The sequence below is a fragment of the Pelomonas sp. KK5 genome, from assembly GCF_001984095.1.
Classification (GTDB): domain Bacteria; phylum Pseudomonadota; class Gammaproteobacteria; order Burkholderiales; family Burkholderiaceae_C; genus KK5.
Map to the genome: position 1 here is coordinate 1 of NZ_LYVQ01000351.1, position 4309 is coordinate 4309.

Below are 4309 nucleotides of genomic sequence, written 5' to 3' on the forward strand. Positions count from 1 at the left end.
ACCTCGACACGCGCAGCGGCACGTGGATGAGCGTGGACGTGAGCCCGGACGGCAAGACCCTGGTCTTCGACCTGCTGGGCGACCTGTACACGCTGCCGATCGACGGCGGCGAGGCCAAGGCGCTGACCCACTCGATCGCCTGGGAGCAGCAGGCCCGCTTCTCGCCCGACGGCAAGCGCATCGCCTACCTCAGCGATGCCGGCGGCGGCGACAACGTCTGGATCATGAATGCCGACGGCAGCGAGCCCCACGCGCTGACCAAGGAAGACTTCCGCCTGCTGAACAACCCGGTCTGGCATCCCGGCGGCAAGTACATCCTGGCCCGCAAGCACTACACCGGCACCCGTTCGCTGGGCTCCGGCGAGATCTGGATGTACTCGACCGAGGCCACCGCCAAGGGCGTGCAGCTCAACGAGAAGCCCAACTGGCAGAAGGACCTCGGCGAGCCCGCCGTGTCGCCCGACGGCAAGTTCCTGTACTACTCGCAGGACACCACGCCGGGCCGCGTCTTCGAATACAACAAGGACAGCAACGGCGAGATCTTCCGCATCTTCCGCCAGGACCTGTCGGACGGCTCGGTCGAGCCCTTCGTCACCGGCCCCGGCGGCGCCGTGCGGCCCACGCCCTCGCCCGACGGCAGGTACCTCGCCTTCGTGCGCCGGCTGCGCCAGCCCGGTGGCGCGCAGCAGACCGCGCTGTTCCTGAAGGACCTGGCGACCGGCGCCGAGACGCCGGCCTGGACCGGCCTGGAGCGCGACCTGCAGGAGGCCTGGTCGGTCAACGGCGTGTACCCGGCCTTCGCCTGGACGCCCGATGCCAAGGCGATCGTCGTCTGGGCCCAGGGCAAGCTCTGGCGCGTCAACCCGCTCAAGGGCACGGCGGCGGAGATCCCCTTCCATGTGAACGACACCCGCGAGGTGCGCGAGGCGCTGCGCGTGCCGCAAGAGGTGGCCCCGGCCGAGTTCGCGGTGCACCAGCTGCGCTGGGCGCGGGTGTCGCCGGATGGTTCCCGCGTCGTCTATTCGGCGCTGGGCAAGCTCTACGTCAAGGATCTCCCGAACGGCACGCCGCGTCGCCTCACCACCAGCGACGAGCAGCTCGAATACTTCCCCAGCTTCTCGCGCGACGGCAAGCGCCTGGTCTACGTCAGCTGGAACGACGCGAAGCTCGGCGCGGTGCGGGTGCGCGACCTGGCCAGCGGGCGCGAGACGGTGGTCACGCCGGCGCCGGGCAAGTACCTCGCGCCGCGCTTCTCGCCGGACGGCAAGACCGTCGCCTACGTCAAGGCCCGCGGCGGCTTCCTGACCACGCCCTGGCAGGGGCTGGACACCGGCGTCTACCTGGCCGCGGCGGACGGCAAGGGCCAGGCCTTGCGCATCGCCAAGGACGGCGGCGCGCCGCAGTTCGGCGAGCGCAGCGACGCGGTCTACATCACCCGCAGCGTCTCCACCGGCGAGGTGGACACGCAGGTCAAGCTGGTCCGCATCGAGCTGAAGGATCGCTCGGAGACCGAGGTGGCCCGCAGCGACTTCGCCAGCGAGTACGCGGTCTCGCCCGACGGCAGGTGGCTCGGCTTCGTCGAACGCTTCCATGCCTTTGTGACGCCGCTGCCGGCGGCCGGCAAGCCGGTCACCGTCGGCGCGAAGATGGAGGCGCTGCCGGTCCGGCAGCTGGACGTCAACGCCGGCGAGTACATGGACTGGAGCGGCGATTCGGGCCGCGTCCACTTCGTCCTCGGCGACCAGCTGTTCAGCACCGCGCTGAGCGAGGCCTTCGAGCCCGGCAGCAAGCCCTTCAAGCCGGCCGAGGCGGGCCAGCCGATCGGCTTCATGCAGAAGGCCGACAAGCCGGCGGGCCGCATCGCGATCAGCGGCGCGCGCATCGCCACGATGAAGGGTGACGAAGTGATCGAGGACGGCGTCATCGTCGTCAACGGCGATCGCATCGCCGCCATCGGCCGTGCCGGCGAGGTGCAGGTGCCGGCCGACGCGCAGCGCATCGACGCGCGCGGCAAGACCATCATCCCCGGCCTGGTCGACGCGCACTGGCACGGCGCCATGGGCGAGAACGAGATCGTGCCGCAGCAGAGCTGGGTCAACTACGCCTCGCTGGCCTTCGGCGTGACCACGCTGCACGACCCGTCCAACCGCAACGGCGAGATCTTCACGGCGGCCGAGATGCAGCGGGCCGGCGCCATCGTCGCGCCGCGCATCTACTCCACCGGCACCATCCTCTACGGCGCCAAGGCGCCCTTCACCGCCACGATCGGTAACTACGAGGATGCACTGACCCACCTGAAGCGCCAGAAGGCCGAGGGCGCGATCAGCGTCAAGAGCTACAACCAGCTGCGCCGCGACGCCCGCCAGCAGATCATCGCCGCCGCTCGCGAGACGGGGATGATGGTGGTGCCCGAGGGCGGCTCGCTGTTCCAGATGAACATGAGCATGGTGGTGGACGGCCATACCGGCATCGAGCACGCGCTGCCGGTGGCGAAGGTCTACGACGACGTGACCCAGCTCTGGACGCAGACCCAGGTGGGCTACACGCCGACGCTGATCGTCGCCTTCGGCGGCCTGGACGGCGAGCACTACTGGTACGCCCATACCGACGTCTGGCAGCACCCGCTGCTGTCGCGCTACGTGCCGCCGACGCTGCTGCAGTCGCGCAGCGTGCGCCGCGAACTGGCGCCGGATGCCGACTACAACGTGATCGCGGTGGCGAAGTCGGCCACCGCGCTGCAGCGCGCCGGCCTGCCGGTCAATATCGGCGCCCACGGCCAGCGCGAGGGCCTGGGCGCGCACTGGGAGATGTGGACCTTCGCACTGGGCGGCATGAGCCCGCTGGAGGCGATCCGCACCGCCACCGCCAACCCGGCCCACTACCTGGGCCTGGACCGCGACGTCGGCTCGCTGGAGGCCGGCAAGCTGGCCGACCTGGTGATCATCGACGGCGACGTGCTCAAGGACATCCGCCAGAGCGACCGCATCAGCCAGGTGATGCAGGGCGGGCGCCTCTACGACGCGAAGACGATGGACGAGGTGGCGCCGCGCAGGAAGGCCCGCCAGCCCTTCTTCTTCGACGGCGTGGACGGCAAGAGCATGGGCATCGATGCCGAAGGCCTCGGCAACACCCACGGCGAGGACTGATCAGAGTCTCGCGAGCACCCAGGCGGCCACCGCCTCCGCGCTCTCGAACTCGTCGGCCGAGCGGGCGGGCGTGCCGGGGAAGCGCTGGTTCCACATCGTGGCCAGCGCGCTGCCGGGGCCGATCTCCAGCGCGCAGGCGGGCTGGCGGGCCTGGAGGGCGTCGAGCGTGTCGTCCCAGTGCACCGCATGGTCGATCTGGGCGGCCAGCGTGGCGGCGGCCGATATGGGGCTGCGGATGGTGTCGCCGCGGCTGTCGAGCAGCCGGTGGCGCGGGGGCTGCAGCGGGCGCATGGCCAGCTCGGCCGCGAAGGCCCGGGCGGCCCAGCGCATCAGCGAGGTGTGCGAGGCCACCTGCACCTTCAGCCGCGTGCAGCGCAGGCCGCGGGCCGTGAAGGCCGCCTCGGCCTTCTGCAAGGCCGCGTCGGGGCCGCCGAGGATGTGCAGCTCGGGCGCGTTGCGGATAGCGATCTCCAGGCCGGGCCATGCCAGCTGCGCCGCACCGCTGACGGCCAGCAGGCCGCCCGGCGGGCAGGCGTCCATCGCGGCGGCGCGCAGGCCGGCCAGCTCGATGGCGGCGTCGGCATCGAACACGCCCGCCGCGGCGAACGCCGCCAGCTCGCCGACGCTGTAGCCGGCCATGGCGGCCGGCGGCGGCAGCCGCGGGGCCAGGTCTTGCCAGGCGGCCAGGCCGGTGCGGGTCAACAGCGGCTGGGCGAAGGCATTGCGTGCCGCGCGCTCCGGGTCGGCGAGGACGGCCCGCCAGTCGCCGCCGGGCAGCCAGCGCAGCATCTGTGGATGCTGGCTGCCCTGGCCGGAGAACATCAGGGCGAAGGAGGCGGGCATGTCGTCAGGCGCTCGTACCAGCAGGCGGCGGCCAGCATGTCGGCGGCGCCGCCTGGCGAAAGCCGTCGCCGTTCGAACGCAAGGCCGATGGCACGGGCGTGGGCGACGGTCCGGTCGGCGAGCCAGCCGCGCGCCATCGCCTGGGCGTCCCGCAGGCCCTCGAGGCCGCCGCGATGGGCCAGATTGCAATCATCCAGCGCGGCGATCGCATGGAAGAGCACCGCCAGCCGCCCCTGCGGCAGCGCCGGCAGCACCTGCTCGAACAACACCGGGAAGCCCAGCGCGGCCTCGGCAGAGGCGCCGCGCAGGCCGTGCCGGCG

General features: G+C 71.7%; 3 protein-coding genes. 1 reads left to right on the top strand and 2 read right to left on the bottom strand.

From position 1 onward, the window contains the following. A partial coding sequence (locus B0W88_RS30015) for an amidohydrolase family protein (protein WP_077038178.1) occupies positions 1–3146 on the top strand: 3146 nt, incomplete at its 5' end. Here the strand turns inward: B0W88_RS30015 and B0W88_RS30020 are convergent. Both B0W88_RS30020 and B0W88_RS30025 read right to left on the bottom strand, forming a co-directional pair. Further along, the gene (locus tag B0W88_RS30020; protein ID WP_077038179.1) at positions 3147–3989 is read right to left on the bottom strand and encodes an acyltransferase domain-containing protein; all 843 of its coding nucleotides are present in this window, start codon (positions 3987–3989) and stop codon (positions 3147–3149) included. After that, a partial coding sequence (locus tag B0W88_RS30025) for a triphosphoribosyl-dephospho-CoA synthase (protein WP_198937979.1) occupies positions 3968–4309 on the bottom strand: 342 nt, incomplete at its 5' end. The genes B0W88_RS30025 and B0W88_RS30020, both read right to left, overlap by 22 nt.